Origin of the sequence: Roseibium aggregatum (genome assembly GCF_014692675.1) — a bacterium.
Taxonomy (GTDB): Bacteria; Pseudomonadota; Alphaproteobacteria; order Rhizobiales; family Stappiaceae; genus Roseibium; species Roseibium aggregatum_C.
This window is the reverse complement of sequence record NZ_JABFCZ010000004.1, coordinates 189539-204355: the sequence shown is the minus strand read 5'-3', so window position 1 is coordinate 204355 and position 14817 is coordinate 189539. Positions and strand designations below refer to the sequence as shown.

Annotated in this window: 12 protein-coding genes; 1 reads left to right on the top strand and 11 read right to left on the bottom strand. The window is 62.2% G+C overall.

Annotated features, from left to right (window positions below; translation table 11 throughout):
* Positions 1-5: 5 nt before the first annotated feature.
* From HK439_RS04575 to HK439_RS04565, 3 genes are all read right to left on the bottom strand, one after another.
* Positions 6-548: a phosphatase PAP2 family protein gene (locus tag HK439_RS04575; RefSeq protein WP_190290192.1), complete on the bottom strand. Its 543-nt coding sequence runs from the start codon at positions 546-548 to the stop codon at positions 6-8.
* 185 nt (positions 549-733) lie between these two features.
* Positions 734-1498 carry a peptidoglycan-binding domain-containing protein gene (locus HK439_RS04570; RefSeq protein WP_190290191.1) on the bottom strand — a complete coding sequence of 255 codons (765 nt, stop codon included), beginning with the start codon at positions 1496-1498 and terminating at the stop codon, positions 734-736.
* Positions 1495-6402 (bottom strand): CHAT domain-containing protein, encoded by a 4908-nt coding sequence (locus HK439_RS04565; protein ID WP_190290190.1) that lies wholly within the window; start codon positions 6400-6402, stop codon positions 1495-1497. Before HK439_RS04565 ends, HK439_RS04570 begins: the two co-directional genes overlap by 4 nt.
* 407 nt (positions 6403-6809) lie before the next feature.
* On the opposite strand from HK439_RS04565, the gene HK439_RS26790 reads away from it, so the two are divergent.
* A complete protein-coding gene (locus HK439_RS26790; RefSeq protein ID WP_235987587.1) occupies positions 6810-7028 on the top strand; it encodes a GDCCVxC domain-containing (seleno)protein in 219 nt (72 codons plus the stop codon).
* Positions 7029-7174: 146 nt separating this feature from the next.
* Here the strand turns inward: HK439_RS26790 and HK439_RS04560 are convergent, their stop codons facing one another.
* The 8 genes from HK439_RS04560 to HK439_RS04525 form a co-directional block, all read right to left on the bottom strand.
* Positions 7175-7522 (bottom strand): RidA family protein, encoded by a 348-nt coding sequence (locus HK439_RS04560; RefSeq protein WP_190290189.1) that lies wholly within the window; start codon positions 7520-7522, stop codon positions 7175-7177.
* Positions 7523-7560: 38 nt separating this feature from the next.
* Positions 7561-8661: an NAD(P)/FAD-dependent oxidoreductase gene (locus tag HK439_RS04555; RefSeq protein ID WP_190290188.1), complete on the bottom strand. Its 1101-nt coding sequence runs from the start codon at positions 8659-8661 to the stop codon at positions 7561-7563.
* Positions 8658-9680: a histone deacetylase family protein gene (locus tag HK439_RS04550; RefSeq protein WP_190290187.1), complete on the bottom strand. Its 1023-nt coding sequence runs from the start codon at positions 9678-9680 to the stop codon at positions 8658-8660. Before HK439_RS04550 ends, HK439_RS04555 begins: the two co-directional genes overlap by 4 nt.
* Positions 9677-10165, bottom strand: a complete 489-nt coding sequence (locus tag HK439_RS04545; protein ID WP_190290186.1) for a GNAT family N-acetyltransferase — start codon at positions 10163-10165, stop codon at positions 9677-9679. The genes HK439_RS04550 and HK439_RS04545 overlap by 4 nt, the downstream gene beginning before the upstream one ends.
* A gap of 3 nt (positions 10166-10168) precedes the next feature.
* The gene (locus tag HK439_RS04540) at positions 10169-11098 is read right to left on the bottom strand and encodes a 3-keto-5-aminohexanoate cleavage protein (RefSeq protein WP_190290185.1); all 930 of its coding nucleotides are present in this window, start codon (positions 11096-11098) and stop codon (positions 10169-10171) included.
* Positions 11099-11110: 12 nt separating this feature from the next.
* Entirely contained in the window at positions 11111-12466 is a 1356-nt protein-coding gene (locus HK439_RS04535) for an aspartate aminotransferase family protein (protein WP_190290184.1), read from the bottom strand.
* 3 nt (positions 12467-12469) lie between these two features.
* Positions 12470-13549, bottom strand: a complete 1080-nt coding sequence (locus HK439_RS04530; protein WP_190290183.1) for an ABC transporter ATP-binding protein — start codon at positions 13547-13549, stop codon at positions 12470-12472.
* Positions 13550-13621: 72 nt separating this feature from the next.
* Positions 13622-14761, bottom strand: coding sequence for an extracellular solute-binding protein (locus HK439_RS04525; RefSeq protein ID WP_190290182.1), 1140 nt, complete (start codon positions 14759-14761; stop codon positions 13622-13624).
* Positions 14762-14817: the final 56 nt, after the last annotated feature.

The window sequence follows — 14817 nt, the reverse complement described above, 5'->3', positions numbered from 1 at the left end:
GGACCCTAAAGGACGGCGGTCAGCAGATTGTCGACCTTGGTTCCCTCCCGATAAAGGCCGCGTACGGCCACGGCGGCAATGATCCCGGTCGCGGCCCCGCCGAGGATGTCGGTGAAATAGTGGGTGCCGACGTAGACGCGTGAAAAACAGACAAGGAGGGCAACCGCGAGAAACGCCAGTCCCCGCCGCTTCGGGCCGTGTAGAAGAAACGCGGCGGCGATGGCGAAGGTTGCCGTGGCGTGGTCGGAGGGGAAGGACCAGTCGCCGCTTCGCTCGATGATGAGCTGGCTCACCCCGGCATCATAGGGCCGCACGCGATGCACAAAGAGCAGAATGACCTGATTGATGCCGAGCCCGATCAGAAACGACAGACCGGCCGCGATACAGGTATGGCGCACATGAAGCCGGTCCTGGCGGCTCCACCATTGTGCGATGACGATCAGGATCAGAAACGGCACGCCGTAACTGGTGAACGCGACCATCGCCGCATCCAGCACGGCGCTGTGGTTGGAAAGCGAATTGATCCATTGGGTGATTGCGACGTCCATGAAGGCGGCCTTTATTATTGATTTCTTTTAGGTGGGAAGGTGATGGAGGGTGAGTTCGATCCGGGTTGCAAAATTGACCGCAATGACGATCGATACGGTGTTCCTTCAGCGTGCCTTTGTCATCTTTTCAGGCGAAACCAGAGAGATTTCAAAAGGCGCTCCTGTTTCGATCATGAGCTCTTGGCCTAGCACCCGCCGGCGCTGGTCAGGGCCGCGCTTTCGATTGTTTCGGCGGTTCTCTGGTCGACGACGCCGGTGACCGGGATGTTGTACTGGGTCTGGAAGGACTCGACCGCCTTCGTGGTGGTTTCGTCGAAGACCATGTTCGGAAACTGAAGAAAGTGACCGAGACGGTTGAGCTTGGTTTCGAGTATTTTCACCCGGGGCGACAGGTCTCCGGCCTGCAGCGCCACGAAGGTCTGCTGCGGGGAGACCGCGCATTCCTCTCCCGGTTTACCGATCGGGGACAGGGCGAAAATGCTGCTCAGCGTCAGACCGTCGGCTTCCATGACAGGCGGCAGCAGCGAGTCAGGTCCCCGGGTCATGTCATAGCGCAGGCCGACGGCTTCGGCGAAGAGGCGGCCGTCTTTCGCCATCTGGAGCCGGAGCTGGCCACCGTCGCATTCGATGCCGCAGACAATCTCGCCGCCTGTGGCGGTGCAGTTGGCGGTAAAGCCATAGGTATCGTTCGGGACACCCCATTGGCTGAGCTGGAAGTCGACGAAGGTATTCCAGCCGTTCTCGTTTGAAGCCGACCGTCGAAAGGAGATGCGAAGGTCCTTCACAGGTCCTTCCTGGCGGGAATAGGACGCGCCGTAGCATTGGCCGGTCTTGGCCATGATATCGGGATCGTCTCCGGCACGGGCCGTTTCGGAGCAGAACAGGCTGCCCGCCAAAGCCGCCGGAATGAACGGCAGCATCATGGATTTCATCACCGATGTTCGGGTCATCGCCAATTTCCGGTCAATACGAAGGGAGCCCAGTAGGCCGGGTGGGAAAAGCCGGGATCAATGCCGTCGGCTGTCTCCCGGAAATTCTCATTGAACCTTTGCGCGGTCTCGTAGACCACGCTCCGCGTGGTGAGGTTTGCCGGGCTGCCGACATCGCCGTGGATGAACTCCCTTTGCACCATGGCAAGGGCCTGGGCCTTGGACATGTCGCCGAGTTCGCGCAGCTCATAGAAGCGCTGCATCAGGATCGCCGTGGAGCTGTCGGCCACGGGCCAGAGGCTGGCGATCGTCGACTTCGCGCCCCGGTCGCCGGTGATCTTGGCGAGGCTCTCGATTTCGCGGCCGTCCCTGTCCGGGTTCGCCCGCCCGGTTTCGCAGGCGGACAGGGTCAGCAACTCGACATGGTCGAAATTGAAATCCTTCGGGTCGTTCTTGATATCAGCGAGGCTCAGATGCTCGCCGGTTCCAAGCAGAAGGAAAGAATCCTTGTCGCTGTCGCCGAGACTGAAGTGCGATGAAATATGGACCACGCCAAGTCCCGACCGGGCGTTCTCGCCAATCCGGAGCGACTGGATCAGCGCCGGCTTGTTGAACGCCTTGTCCATGTAAACCTCGCCGTCGAAGAGGCCGAAGTTGTTGTCGCCCTTGATGATGCCGTCGAGCTCGACTGCGACACCCGGCAGGGCGAGGAAGTTCTCCGTCTCCTGGGTCATGCCGAGACCCGCAAAGGGGACGTCCGTGGTTTTCTGTCCGGAAATCTCGCTTTCGCTGCTGGTCAGAAGCGAAACCGCATAGCGTTCGATCAGGTATTCGCTGCCGTCATAAAGGCTCTGGTAGGGCAGGTACCTCAGCCGCTTGTCCAGGGAGACGAGCAGCATGGACGGTTGGGCGGCCTTCAGGTCCTGTTCCAGAGGCGCGAAGAGCAGGTCATACAGTTCCCGGCTTCGCTTCTTCGGATCATAACCGGGGTCGCTGACCACCGCATGATATTCTTCCAGCTTTTCGTTCAGGCCGGCTTCGGTGAAGGGCGCGCCGTTCCAGGTCCTGATCGTAAAGCTCTTCCGGTCGGAGGGCGTGGTCAGGATGATGTTGAGGCGGTCCGGCATGACCAGGTAGTGGATTGCGACCGCCTTTTCCGTCAGCTTGCCTAGCAGGGTCTTCTGGATCGATTCCGTTTCGGCAAGCGCTGCGGCCGGATCGGCTTTTCCTTTCAGGTTTGCCGCCGCCTCCAGGATCCGTTTGAGGCCGCTTTGATAACCGGCTTCGGCCGCCTGAAGGCGGGTCTGGATATCGGCAAGCTGCGCGGCTTCGGCCTGGGTGAGGCCCTGAAGCTGCTGTTTGGCGAGTAGCTCCTCCCTGCGGCGGACGTCCGTCACCGTCGGCAGCTGCAGGGCGTCGAGGGCGTCCTTCAGTTCCTGTTCTTCCGCCGAGTAGGGAAGCTGGCGGAAGGAATCGCCGGTGAAGTCGTTGTCGCGGCCTGCGAACTGGAAGGCCTCGAAATCTTTCAGAAGCGACAGCACGAATTCGGCTTCGCTCAGCCGGTTCTGGCGCACCAGGAGATCGGCGAGCCAGCGGTAGTTGTCGGCGACGAGATCGCGGAAGCAGCCCTGCAGCCGTTCGGGGATCGTCGACAGATCCCTTCGGATATTCTGAAGCTCGTTGATGGCGTCTTTTGCCAGAACCAGGGCGATGCCGTCGGCGCCGAGGCCGAAGACGCGCTCGCTGGCCTTGGACAGATGACACACGGTGGTCAGCTTGCCCTGAAGCGGACCGGATCCAAGGCCGACGACCTGGTCGAGCTGCCGTTCGGCAGCCAGTGCGGTCAGTTCCAGCTCAAGGGACTTGTTCGTATCGCCGGACGTCTGCAGCGCGGAGGAATAGACGCGTGCCGCATTGACCAGCGACATGCTGAGGCCGCCGCGTGCCTTGACCGCTTCGAAGGTTGCCTCTGCGGCGGAAATATTCGGCTGAACCGGGGCCGGGGGAACGGGTGGTGCCGCGATAAGCCGGAGATAGTCGCGCGCCTGAGTGTCGCCGTTTCGCGCCAGCAGGTTCAGGTATTCGGTAAAGCCTTTGGGCAGGGTCGACATGTCGGAGGGATCGCGCCGGGCGATGAGACGGCGAAGGGTCGGGGCACGCAGGTCGTTCGGATCGAGGCGCAAGCCTTCCTGATCTGACGTTTCCCTCGAAATGATCGAGGAAGTTTCCAGCTGCAGGTCCTTTTCCGCCCTCAAGCCGCGCGCCAGCGCGCCCTTGAAATCGCCATAGGCAGCGAGCGCATCGGTAAGCGCAATGGAGTCCGTCTCCTCAAGACGCTTCAGGCCGACGGCGACCAGATCGGCTCCAAAGGCGCCGGATGCCAGAAACTTGGCGGCTTCGTCGCAGTAGGACGGGCCGTTGTCCGACGGCTTGCACAGGTCGGCGAGCACGCTCTCCACGAAAGAGGGCAGCAGCTCCGGCTGCCCCTTGGTCTTCAGCCGGGCCTTGCCGCTTTCCACCACCAGCCCGATGAAGGCTGCGATATCCGCATCCCATCCGAGCGAGATCTTGCCGTTCTCATCGGCATTGGCGCGTATCAGGCCGTCGATCCCTTCGCGCCCGCTTTCGGCCAGGTCGGGGAACTTCTGGAGGAGGCGATAGAGAACCACGCCGGACTGTTTCACCTTGGCGTCGCGCATGAGGCGCAGCCACTTGGCCGCTTCGGCGTAGTCGATTGCGCCGCCGCAGTCGGCGCAAAGATACATGCTTGCCAGCAGCCCGGCGAAATCCTGTTTCCGTTTCGCCAGATCCTCGATCAGTTTCTTGCCCTCGGGGCTTGCCAGGGCAAGGCTGCCGGCCATGATCCGGTTGGCGACCAGGTCGGCGCCCGCGAAGGGGACATACTCGCCCGCGTCCTGGGCGAAGAGGCGTTTGTACCATTTCAACGCCTCTTCCGGCGCTTCCGGCCGGTCCCGTTCCGCCCGCCGGGCCAGCAGGTAAAGGGCGAAGGGGTCGTCCTTGCCGGCGGCGAACTTCAGAAGCTCCTGGACATGGGTCTGGTCGGCGGTTCCGCCATTGCCGTAGCTCAGCATGAAGGCCAGATGCGAAGCGGCATAGGGCAGGCTCCGTGACGCGGCCTCGAGCAGGACCCGGGCCTGGTCCGTCCCCTTGCCCAGTACACTTGCACCGTCGAGCAGCCGGACCGCGAGCATGTACTGGACTTCGGCGGGTGCGGTTTCGGCCACGATCCGCAGCGCTTCGGGATATTTCATCACCAGATGTGAAAACCGCGCCAGACCGGTCCTGCGCTCCAGGGTCAGCGTAAGCGAACTGTCGAAGACCATCGGGCCGGAGACCGCTTTCGAGCGATAGTCTTCGCTCCAGGTATAGGTCCGGATCAGGTCTTCGGTCAGCGGTTCCACGCCGTTGCCGGTTTCGATGGCCGTTGCATAGCGCTGGTAAAGAGACGGATCACGAGCTGCAGCACTTTGCCAGAAACCTGCGGCCTGGTCGTTCCGCGCAACGCCGATCCCATATTTGAAGATCTGCGCCAGCCTGCCAGCCACCGCGCTGTCGTTTTCCCCGTAGCTCTTGCCCATGACGGACAGGGCAAGCTGCTGCTGGAACGGTGTCCACTCGCCGGCCGCCGCAATCCGGTTCATCGCGTTTTCTAGCGTGGGTGTCCGTTTGCGGAGCCAGCCGCCGAAACCGTCGTCGACAAGAAATGGCAGAACGGCGATCCGGGCACCCGGTCCTTGCGCGCCGTTCGGGCCGCAGGCCGCATCCGAAACCGGAACGGCCGCCGTGTCGATCAGGTCGCTCATGGTCGGGGTGAAGTTATCACCGATCTGCGGTTTTCCGATCGCAGTCAGCAACTTGTTCCAGCTTGATCTGCTGGACGGACCGAAGGCGCCATCCGGCTCGGCGCTTGCGCACCCGTTTATCAGGGTCAGCTGCTGCGCGGCCTTCAGGTAGCCGTGGTAGACGGAGTTGAAGTTTTTCTGCTGCCCATAAAGGCTGTCGATCCGTTCGCCGAGAGCGATGTAGAGGACACCGCACACGCTTGCGCCATGGGTCGCAATATCATTCTCCAACCTTGTGACGGCACTGTCATTGGCGGAGACAGTCGCCTCGATCAGGTCGATATTTCCGGGATCGCCGGCCGGAAAATCGTAGCTGATGTGTGAGCCGAGAGAAGGAACGCCGGCGTTGCGGGCAAGGTCATCGATCTTGCGGCCGGTCCAGGCCGACACGAGCTTCAGGGCGCGGTCGGCCTCTTCGTTCTTGTCCTTGGCCGCGGGCATGCACGGGAGGGTCGCCAGTGCCGACGTGATCCGTCCGATGCCGTCCTTTGTCGCATTCTGGAATCCGTTTTCCCGGGAAACGGGTTTTGGCGCTGCACCCCCGGAGTTCAACGTTCCGCCAATCGCGGCGACCGCGGGCTCGGGCGCTCCGCCGTTGTTTTGACGGACACTTGCGACAATCGATGGGGCTGCGGCCGCAAAGTCCGGCCGGGCATTCTCCTTGAACCTGAAATGCAGCGCCGAATAGCAGTCGCAGTCATCGATGCGGATGTAAAACGAGGTGACCGTCTCGTCACTTGCCGGGTTATGGATCGAGATCGAACACTCGTTGGTACTCGCGTACCGGTCAGAGGCCTCGCTGAAGCCGTACTTCACCCAGTTCCGTTGCCGTTCGTCAATCAGGGCCGTACAGTCGCCATAGCTGTCCTGGATCAGCCGGAGATTGCCGCTGACGCCGCCGATCTCGAACTTCCGGTCGACGCCGTCTTCCCTGAAGGACGCACCGGAGGGGAGGCTCGCGGAAATGTCGTAACGGTGGCCGTTTCGGTAGACTTCAAGGGCCTCGGCAGAGAGGCTGAAATAAAACAATGCACACGCGGCAATGACTGCTTTGATCAACACGGTCAGTTCTTTCTTCTGCCTGTCCGTTCTGACGACGACCCGTTGAGCCGATACTAGTCAGCCGCCAAATCCCGATGAATTGAAGCGGGCTGTCTTCAGATTGGACCATTAGACGGCGAAAAAGGCCAGCTATTTGAAAATGCTAAAATTTGCAGAGCAACCCCTGCTCGAAAAAGCATTGCGATAAAACAGGACTATAGGAGCAAAGCGCAGGCCGGCCCGCAAGCGGAAAAAATCATGGTTCGGCCAAGTCCGTGATCCCGTGCCGACCATGGCCGCAATTGGAAACTAAGACTGGTGTACCATAAGAAATGTCAGCATGGGACAGTCCGTTCCATTCTGACGGCGCTTGCGTGGGTTTCAACGAAGCCCGCATCAATGATTTTCTAATTACGCTGATGTGAAAAATGGCTGATCTGAAATTGACGCTTGAAAGCACGATCACTTGCCCCGAATGCGGGCACGTCGCCGTCGAAACGATGCCCACAGATGCATGCCAATGGTTTTATGAATGCAAGTCCTGTGGCGCTGTTCTCAAACCCAAGCCGGGCGACTGCTGCGTCTATTGCTCGTATGGAACGGTGCCATGTCCACCCATTCAGGCGGGAAATTCGTGCTGCGGCTAGGCGGGATGCGGACCAGCGCGCGGGCCGGTGGGCAAGCTGAAAAATACCGGGTCCGGTCGGATTGAGGCTCGTGGAGTCTGTCAACCAAACAAGACCGGGTGACTCAAAAGCCACCCGGTCTTGCTGATCGCTCTCTCCGCCGAAGCTTACTTCGCGGCGACGATGATGATCTCGACCTTATAGTCCGGCGTTGCCAGTTTGGATTCGCCGCAGGCGCGGGTCGGCGGGTTGGTCGGGTCGACCCAGGCGTCCCAGACCGCGTTCATTTCGGCGAAGTCGGCCATGGAATCGAGCCAGATGGTCGTCTGCAGGATTTTGGACTTGTCGCTGCCGCAACGTGCCAGAAGATCCTCGATGCTTTTCAGGATGGCCTGGGTCTGGGCGGTCACGCTTTCGCCCGGTGCGCCGACCTGGCCGGCGAGATAGACCGTGTCGCCGTGAATGACGGCCTGGCTCATGCGCGGGCCGGAATCGAGGCGGGTGATGTCGGACATGATGTGTTCCTTAGTCTTGAGAAAATGCCGGGAAAGAATCAGGCGAAGCGGTTCGGATCAAGCGCCTTGATCACGTCCCGGTCAAGGGGTGAGGCGCGGCCCAGGCACAGGTCCGCGGTCAGCTGCGACAGGGCCGGCGCGGTCTGCACGCCGTAGCCGCCCTGTCCGGCCAGCCAGAAGAAGCCTTCGGTTCCCTGTGCAAAGCCGACGACCGGGGTGCGGTCGGCGACGAAATTGCGCAGGCCCGCCCAGCTTCGTTCCACCCGGGTGACCGGCATGGTGACCGCCTGTTCGAAACGGTAGAGGCCTTCCGCCAGCACCATGTCATCCGGCCAGGCATCGTGCGGCTCGACCGGATCCTCGTCGGCGGGCGAGACCATCAGCTTGCCCGCATCCGGTTTCGCGTACCAGGCCTCAGACGCACTTGCGACCAGCGGCCAGCGGGTCACGTCCAACCCGTCCGGGACGGGCAGGATAGCGGCGGAGCGGCGCATGGGTACAAGGCCGACCTTTGCCACGCCGACGAGGCCTGCGACCGCATCGGCCCAGGCGCCGGCGGCGTTGATGACGACGGGGGCCTCGAAGGTCCCGGCCGGCGTTTCGGCGGTCCAGGCGGTTCCGGACCGGGTGAGGGCGGAGACCGGCGCGTCGGTGACGATCTTCGCGCCGTTGCGCCGGGCGATGCGGACAAAGCCCTGCAACAGCCGGTCGACATCGATGTCCTGCGCGTCGCGTTCAATGGCTGCGGCCGCGATCGGTTCCGGGCGCAGCAACGGAAACAGGGTAACGGCGTCTTCTGCCGAAATGCGCTCCATGCCCTCCGCGCCATCGAGGTAACTGTCGAAATTCGAAAGCTCGTCCTCGGTGGCGATCAGAAGTTCGCCGCGCGGGGTCAGTAGGCTTTCCTCCGATATGCCTTCCGGCTCCTTCAGGACCGGTTCGGAGGCGGCGTTCAGGGCGCGTAGCGTCCGGTTGCCGTAGTTGCGGATGAAGATTGCCGCCGAACGGCCGGTGGAATGACGGCCGGGCGCGTCTTCCATTTCCAGAAGGATCACCTTGGCAGAAGGTGCGAGCCGGGCAGCCGCGCCCATTCCGGCAATGCCGCCGCCGATGATGATGAAATCCGCCTTTTCGGTCATGCGCTTTTGTATCCGTTCAGAACGCTGGTGAGATTGTGCCCGAGTTCTTCCGAGAGATAGCCGCCTTCCTGAACGAAGAGAACCGGCAGACCGAGGTTTGCAATGGCTGCACCGATCCGGGCGAAGCCGGGGATGGTGACCGCCAGTCCCTGGAACGGGTCGTGTTCGGAGGCATCGAGGCCGAGGGCGACGACAACCACGTCGGCGCCGAAGGCGCGGATATGGGAGAAGGCCGTATCGAGGGTTTTCAGATAATCGTCATCGCCGGTTCCGCGCGGCAGCGGCAGGTTGAGATTATAGCCGCGACCGAGGCCTTCTCCCCGCTCATGGGCATGACCCCAGTAGAACGGATAGAAGCGGATCGGGTCGGCATGGATCGAGACGGTGAGAACGTCGTCGCGCTCGTAGAAGATGCCTTGCGTGCCGTTGCCGTGGTGAACGTCGACGTCAAGGATCGCGGGCCGGTGGCCGAGCTTTCGCAGATGTTCGGCCGCGATGCCTGAGTTGTTCAGGAAACAGAAGCCGCCGGCCAGATCGCCGAAAGCGTGATGGCCGGGTGGGCGGCTGAGCACATAGACGGCCTGTTCGCCCCCGTGGACAAGATCCGCCCCCGACAGGGCGCTCTGTGCCGACCAGTAGGCGGCCTGCCAGGTACCTGCCGCGATCGGGCAGGAAGTATCGGCCTGATGGAAGCCGGCCTGACCAACGGCGGAGCGGGGGTAACTTGCCGTGCGCCGGTCCGGGTGGACGTTGGGGATCACCTCGTCGGAGGCTCCCTCGATCCGGCTCCAGCGGGTGTGGATCGTCTCCAGGAAGACGAGATATTCGGCGGAGTGAAGGGCGGCGATCGGGCCAAGCCCATGATCGTCCGGTGCCTGGAAGGAACAGCCGGCCTTCCCCGCGCCGTCCTGCAGGACCTCGATGCGGCGCGGCTGTTCCGGGTTGGGATAAAGCGTCCCGTTGGCCATGAAATGCTTGGGATCGTGCACCCATTGCCGTTCGTCGAAAATGGCTTTCATGGTGTTTCCTTCAAGTCTTTCAGCGCGGACCCGGCGAGTGTCAGATAGGTCTCGTTCGGATCGTGGGAGAAACCGAGCCGGTCGTAAAAGGCGCGTGCGGACGGATTGTCCTCATAGACGGCGAGCTTGAGGAAGCCGACGGTCCAGTCCTTTGGGGCCGCTTGAAGGGCTGCAGCCAACAGCCGTTTGCCGAGGCCGCTGCCGCGGGTTTCGCCGGAGACCCAGAGATCGGAAACGTAAAGGCCGGCGGAAGCCCGGACCGTGGAGAAGACCGGCGAATAGACGATGACGCCGACGACCGATCGACTGTCTCCCTGTTCCGCCAGCAGCGCATGGAACGCGGCCGACGGGCCGAAACCGTGCCGGATCAGGTCTTCCGTAGACGCCCCGTGATCGTCGCCGATGTCGTCCGACAGGCGCATCAGGGCCGCATTCAGCTTTTCGGCATCCGCCTTTTCGGCGCGCCGGATTGAAATTGTGTACATGCCTTAAAAAGCCGTCCTGTCGGCACCTTTCAGACCGAGCAGATCGCGCGCGTCACCCGGCGTCGCGACCTCGCGTCCGAGCCGTTCGACGATTTCCCGGATCTTGGTCACCTGTTCCGCATTTGACCTGGCCAACTCGCCCTTGCCGATAAAGACGCTGTCTTCCAGACCGACGCGGACGTGACCGCCCATGGCGGCGGCCATGGTCGCAAACGGGATCTGCTGCCGGCCGGCGGCGAGCACGGAAAACATGTAATCGTCGCCGAACAGCTTGTCGGCGATCCGCTTCATGTGCTGCAGATTTTCCGGGTCCGCGCCGATGCCGCCGAGCACGCCGAAGACGAACTGGATGAAGAAGGGCGCCTTGACCAGCCCCCGGTCGGCGAAATGGCGCAGCATGTAGAGATGGCTGACGTCATAGCATTCGAATTCGAACCGCGCGCCGCGTTCCTGGCCGAGACGGCTCAGGATCGTCGCGATATCGCGCGGCGTGTTCTTGAAGACAAGGTCGTCGGAATTTTCCAGGAACGGCTTTTCCCAGTCGTGTTTCCAGTCGTCGTAGCGGGCGGCCATGGGATAGAGCGCGAAGTTCATGGAGCCCATGTTCAGGGAGCACATTTCCGGTTCGGCCTGCGTGGGGGCGGCGAGGCGTTCGTCGAGCGTCATGACCGCGCTGCCGCCGGTGCTGATATTCAGAACCGCGTCGGAGCCCTGCTTGATCACCGGCAGGAAGGCCATGAAATGCTCCGGCCTTGCCGATGGCCGGCCCGTTTCCGGATCGCGCGCATGAAGATGCAGGATCGCCGCACCCGCTTCGGCAGCACCCAATGCCTGGCCGGCGATTTCCGGCCCGGTCACCGGCAGGTAGGGCGACATGGTGGGCGTGTGGATGGAGCCCGTGATGGCACAGGTGATGATGATCTTGTTGGTCATTTTCTATTCCGGTCAGCCGGCCTGAAGCCGGCGGTCGACAACCGTTTCCAGGAATTCGGCGAGCGATGCGTCGAGGGTTTCGATGATTTCGCCCACATGGGCGCTGGTGGCGATCATGGGCGGGCAGACCAGGAAGTGGTCGCCTTCGTAGCCGCCGCGGGTCCGGCGCGAATAGATGATCAGCCCCTTGTCGTAGGCGATGTCCACCAGCGTGTTATAGGCGTTCAGGTCTCGCGGCAGGGGTTTCAGGGTTTCGGGATCGCTGACCAGTTCGAAGGCAAGCAGCAGCCCCTTGCCGCGGACGTCGCCGATGACCGGGTATTTCGCCATCAGGCTTTCCAGACCCGCCTTGAGTTCGTCCCCGATCCGGGCGGCATTTTTCACCATGCCTTCGCGCTCGATTTCCTCCAGCACGGCAAAGCCGGCGGCGCAGGCGAGCGGATTGCCGGCATAGGTGAAGCCGTGCAGGAAGCCGCCGTCGTTGAGCACGTTTTCCACGATCCGGTCGCTTGCCACCATGGCGCCGAGCGGGGCGTAACCGGCGGCAAAGCCTTTCGAGATGACGAGAATATCAGGCGCCACGTCCCAGTGCTCGGCGGCGAAGAACTTGCCCGTCCGGCCGCCGCCGGACATGACCTCGTCATGGATCAGGATCACGCCGTATTGGGTGCAGATCTCGCGGATGCGTTTCATGTAGCCGGCCGGCGGCACCAGCGCGCCGGTCGAGGCTCCGCCCACCGGCTCGACGATGAAAGCGAGCACCGTCTCCGGACCTTCGGCAAGGATGCGTTCTTCCAGCATGTCGGCGTAGTGACGGCCGGTCGCCTCGTCGTCCGGGTCCAGCCGGTCGAGATAGGCGCGGGGTGCGGCGATCTTCGGCATCGGCTGCATCATCGGGTCGAAGGGCGCGGCCAGCGGCGCATAGCCGGTCAGCGCAAGCGCGCCCAGGGTGCAGCCGTGATAGCTGGGATAGCGGGAAATCACCTTGTAGCGCTGGCTTTCGCCGGTCGCGATCGCGTTCTGCCGGGCGAGCTTGATCGCGCTCTCCACGGCTTCCGATCCGCCGGAGACGAAGAACACCTTTTCCATGCCTTCAGGGGCAAGGGAGGCGGTCTTCTCCGCCAGTTTTTCCGCCGGCTCGGTCTCGAAATGCAGCCGGTAGCCGAAGGTCGACTTTTCCATCTGGCGGCGCATGGCTTCCAGCACGTTGGGATTGGAATGGCCGATATTGCAGACCATGGCCCCAGAGGAGCCGTCGAGATAGCGCTTGCCGTCCACGTCCCACATGTAGACGCCGCGGGCCTGGTCCAGCGTGGGCCGCCTCAGGCGGCTCTGGTAGAAGAGATGGGATTTGCCAGATTTCGACATTTCTTAGGTTTCCGGAAGTGCCGCGCAGTCGCGTGGCCTGAAGCGAAGGCTGACGGTCTCCCCTTCAGCGAAGGGGTGGTCGTCGATCATGTTGATGGCCTGGAGCCGGTGGTCGCCGATCCGAAGGAAATAGCGCGCGGCCTGTCCCTGATAATCGACGGCTTCAACGGAGCCGGTAAGATCTATTCGATCATCCTTGGGCGCATTGGAAGACGCCACGATCAGTTTTTCAGCCCTGAGCACCAGTTTTGCAGAACCTTCGGCGGAAAGATGCGGTGCGCGGTCCCGGGGCACCTGGATCGGTCCGATCCCGTTGACATCGAGCGCAACCGTTGAGCCGTCGAGACCGGTGCAGCGTCCGTCGAGGATGTTGGACGTGCCGAGGAACCGGGCGACGAATTCGCTCGCGGGGGTGTTGTAGACTTCTTCCGGCGCGCCGACCTGTTCGACGACGCCGTTCGACATGACGACCAGCTTGTCGGACATGGCAAGCGCCTCGGACTGGTCATGGGTGACGAAGACCGTGGTGACGCCGATCTGATGCTGGATGCGCTTCAGTTCCACGCGCATGTCCTCGCGCAGATTGGCATCGAGCGCCGACAGCGGCTCGTCAAGCAGGAGCACATCCGGCTCGATCACGATCGCCCGGGCGAGAGCAATGCGCTGCTGCTGGCCGCCGGAGAGTTCCTTCGGGTAGCGGTCGCCCACATGGGGCAGCTGCACCAACTCCAGCGCGTCGCGCACCTTCTTCTGCGCATCGGCCTTGGAGACAGACCGGTACTTCAGACCGAAGGCGACGTTCTCCGCCACGGTCTTGTGCGGAAACAGGGCGTAGTTCTGGAACACCAGCCCGAGATTGCGCTTGTGGATCGGAACGTCGTTGATCCGGTTGCCCTTGATGGTGATGTCACCCTCGGTCGGATCGAGCAGGCCGGCGATCATGCGCAAGGTCGTGGTCTTGCCGCAGCCGGAGGGGCCGAGCAGGGTGACGAAACTGCCGTCGGAAATGTCCATGGACATGCGGTGAACCGCGGTCACCTTGCCGAAGCGTTTCACGATATTGGTCAGGGATACAGCACTCACAAGCGTTCTCCGCATTGTGGGGAAAATGGCCTCCCGCGAGTTGCGGGAGACCAAGTTTGCGGGAGGAGGGGCTTAGTAGCCCTTCTGGATCCGGCCGAACATCTTCGACCATTCCTGCTCGTGTCCGTTCCAGTAATCCGGCTTGGCGAAGGTGAGACCTTCCAGGGTGCCTTTCGGATCGAATGCGGGCAGGGTCGGGATTTTCTTGCCGAGATCGACCTTGGTCGGGTCGAGCGCGGGCGGATAGTTCTGGCCTTCCGCGACGGCGATGGAGGTTTCCGGCGCCAGCATGAAGTTCAGCAACTCCTCGCAGGCTTCCATCGGCGAGCCCTTGATGACGAACAGGCACTCCTGCCAGCCGAAGCCGTTGGGCGGGTCCATGTAGCCGATGTCGTGGCCCTGTTCCTGCAGCGCGTAGATGCGGCCGGACCAGCCTTCGGTGACGTAGATTTCCTCTTCGGCGAGAAGGCTCATCAGTTCCGCACCGGAGGTCCAGTATTTCAGGGACAGGTCGCGGTGCTTGCGGATGGCATCCCAGATCGCATCCATGTCGGTGGCGCCGTTCGGGTCCTGACCGGTCTGCAGGGAGGCGTACCAGATGCGGGTGCGCCAGTCGCTCCAGCCGGCGATCTTGCCCTTGTACTTTTCGTCGAGCAGGATCTTGGCGCCCTTTTCCTTCATCTCGTCGTCGGAGATGTACTTGCGGTTATAGGCAAGACCGGTGGTGCCGTAGTCGTAAGGCACGCAGGAGAGCTTTCCGTCGGTCACGGCGCGGAAGACGTCGACCAGTTTCGGAATGACGAACTTCAGGTTCGGGATGTTGTCCTCGTTCAGCACCGAAGACAGGCCGAGATTGTGATAGCGCGCATAGTCGAAGACGCCGGAGAGGTGAGCGATGTTGTATTCGCCCGGTTGGCTCGCCTTGACGCGGGAGAGATATTCGTCGCCGCCGCCGAAGGTGCCGTCGACGACCTTGATGCCGGTCTTCTTGGTGTAGGGATCGAAAGCGTATTTGCGGAAGGCTTCGGAGACGACGCCGCCCCAGCCGTCGAAACGGACCTGTTCGGTTGCCGCCAGCGCCTGGCGGGCGAAGGGCGTTTGTACGCCATAGGCGAGGCCGGCCGCGCCGATCAGGCCCAAAAACTTGCGGCGGTCCAGGTCGCCGTTCAGATAACGTTCGCGGAGGCGTTCGTAACGTTTCGTGTTGTCCATTTTATTCCCCATTTCCGGTTGGTTTTTAATGTCTGTCTTGTGCGTTGCGCGCGGTT

Excerpts from the sequence above, each read along its gene's own strand:
- HK439_RS04575 (WP_190290192.1), bottom strand. The coding sequence starts at position 548 with ATGGACGTCGCAATCACCCAATGGATCAATTCGCTTTCCAACCACAGC.
- HK439_RS04570 (WP_190290191.1), bottom strand. The coding sequence starts at position 1,498 with ATGACCCGAACATCGGTGATGAAATCCATGATGCTGCCGTTCATTCCG.
- HK439_RS26790 (WP_235987587.1), top strand. The coding sequence starts at position 6,810 with ATGGCTGATCTGAAATTGACGCTTGAAAGCACGATCACTTGCCCCGAA.
- HK439_RS04560 (WP_190290189.1), bottom strand. The coding sequence starts at position 7,522 with ATGTCCGACATCACCCGCCTCGATTCCGGCCCGCGCATGAGCCAGGCC.
- HK439_RS04555 (WP_190290188.1), bottom strand. The coding sequence starts at position 8,661 with ATGACCGAAAAGGCGGATTTCATCATCATCGGCGGCGGCATTGCCGGA.
- HK439_RS04550 (WP_190290187.1), bottom strand. The coding sequence starts at position 9,680 with ATGAAAGCCATTTTCGACGAACGGCAATGGGTGCACGATCCCAAGCAT.
- HK439_RS04545 (WP_190290186.1), bottom strand. The coding sequence starts at position 10,165 with ATGTACACAATTTCAATCCGGCGCGCCGAAAAGGCGGATGCCGAAAAG.
- HK439_RS04540 (WP_190290185.1), bottom strand. The coding sequence starts at position 11,098 with ATGACCAACAAGATCATCATCACCTGTGCCATCACGGGCTCCATCCAC.
- HK439_RS04535 (WP_190290184.1), bottom strand. The coding sequence starts at position 12,466 with ATGTCGAAATCTGGCAAATCCCATCTCTTCTACCAGAGCCGCCTGAGG.
- HK439_RS04525 (WP_190290182.1), bottom strand. The coding sequence starts at position 14,761 with ATGGACAACACGAAACGTTACGAACGCCTCCGCGAACGTTATCTGAAC.